We start from the raw sequence: 443 nt of genomic DNA, 5'->3' as shown, positions 1-443 counted from the left end.
GAGGCAGCAGTGGGGAATATTGCACAATGGGCGCAAGCCTGATGCAGCCATGCCGCGTGTATGAAGAAGGCCTTCGGGTTGTAAAGTACTTTCAGCGGGGAGGAAGGCGATAAGGTTAATAACCTTGTCGATTGACGTTACCCGCAGAAGAAGCACCGGCTAACTCCGTGCCAGCAGCCGCGGTAATACGGAGGGTGCAAGCGTTAATCGGAATTACTGGGCGTAAAGCGCACGCAGGCGGTCTGTCAAGTCGGATGTGAAATCCCCGGGCTCAACCTGGGAACTGCATCTGATACTGGCAGGCTTGAGTCTTGTAGAGGGGGGTAGAATTCCAGGTGTAGCGGTGAAATGCGTAGAGATCTGGAGGAATACCGGTGGCGAAGGCGGCCCCCTGGACAAAGACTGACGCTCAGGTGCGAAAGCGTGGGGAGCAAACAGGATTA

Annotated in this window: 1 rRNA gene; it reads left to right on the top strand. The window is 55.5% G+C overall.

What is annotated here, in order from left to right:
* Positions 1-443: ribosomal RNA gene (locus F8279_RS29970) — 16S ribosomal RNA — on the top strand; the annotation flags it as partial.

The organism is Micromonospora sp. AMSO1212t, from assembly GCF_008868145.1.
Lineage (GTDB): Bacteria > Actinomycetota > Actinomycetes > Mycobacteriales > Micromonosporaceae > Micromonospora > Micromonospora tulbaghiae.
Note: the sequence above shows the minus strand (reverse complement) of the source record. Positions and strands in the feature narration are given on the sequence as shown.